Origin of the sequence: Pseudomonas sp. SIMBA_067 (assembly GCF_046534675.1) — a bacterium.
GTDB classification, from domain to species: Bacteria; Pseudomonadota; Gammaproteobacteria; order Pseudomonadales; family Pseudomonadaceae; genus Aquipseudomonas; species Aquipseudomonas putida.
Window position 1 is genome coordinate 1 of sequence record NZ_JAWRYH010000840.1, and the last position, 255, is coordinate 255.

The window sequence follows — 255 nt, forward strand, 5'->3', positions numbered from 1 at the left end:
GCGGAGAATGTGAGCCAACTGGTAGGAGACAGTGGTTATAGGCTGCACGATGCCTGCCGGGGCGGCTTTGCCCGGGTCGACGACGAACTGCTGGGGTTCATCGACGCCTGCGAGCGCAGCACCGGCGTGCCGCTCGAAGCGCTCTACACCGGTAAGGCCTTGCTGGCGCTGCGTGAGCAGGTCGAGGCCGGCGTATTCCCGCCCGGCACCCGCCTGATCGTGCTGCACACCGGTGGCCTGCAAGGCCGACGCGGT

The 255-nt window shown here is 67.8% G+C and carries 1 pseudogene; it reads left to right on the forward strand.

The annotated features are described in order from the left end of the window. Positions 1 to 255 (forward strand): annotated as a pseudogene (locus SB765_RS31555) (1-aminocyclopropane-1-carboxylate deaminase); the annotation flags it as partial.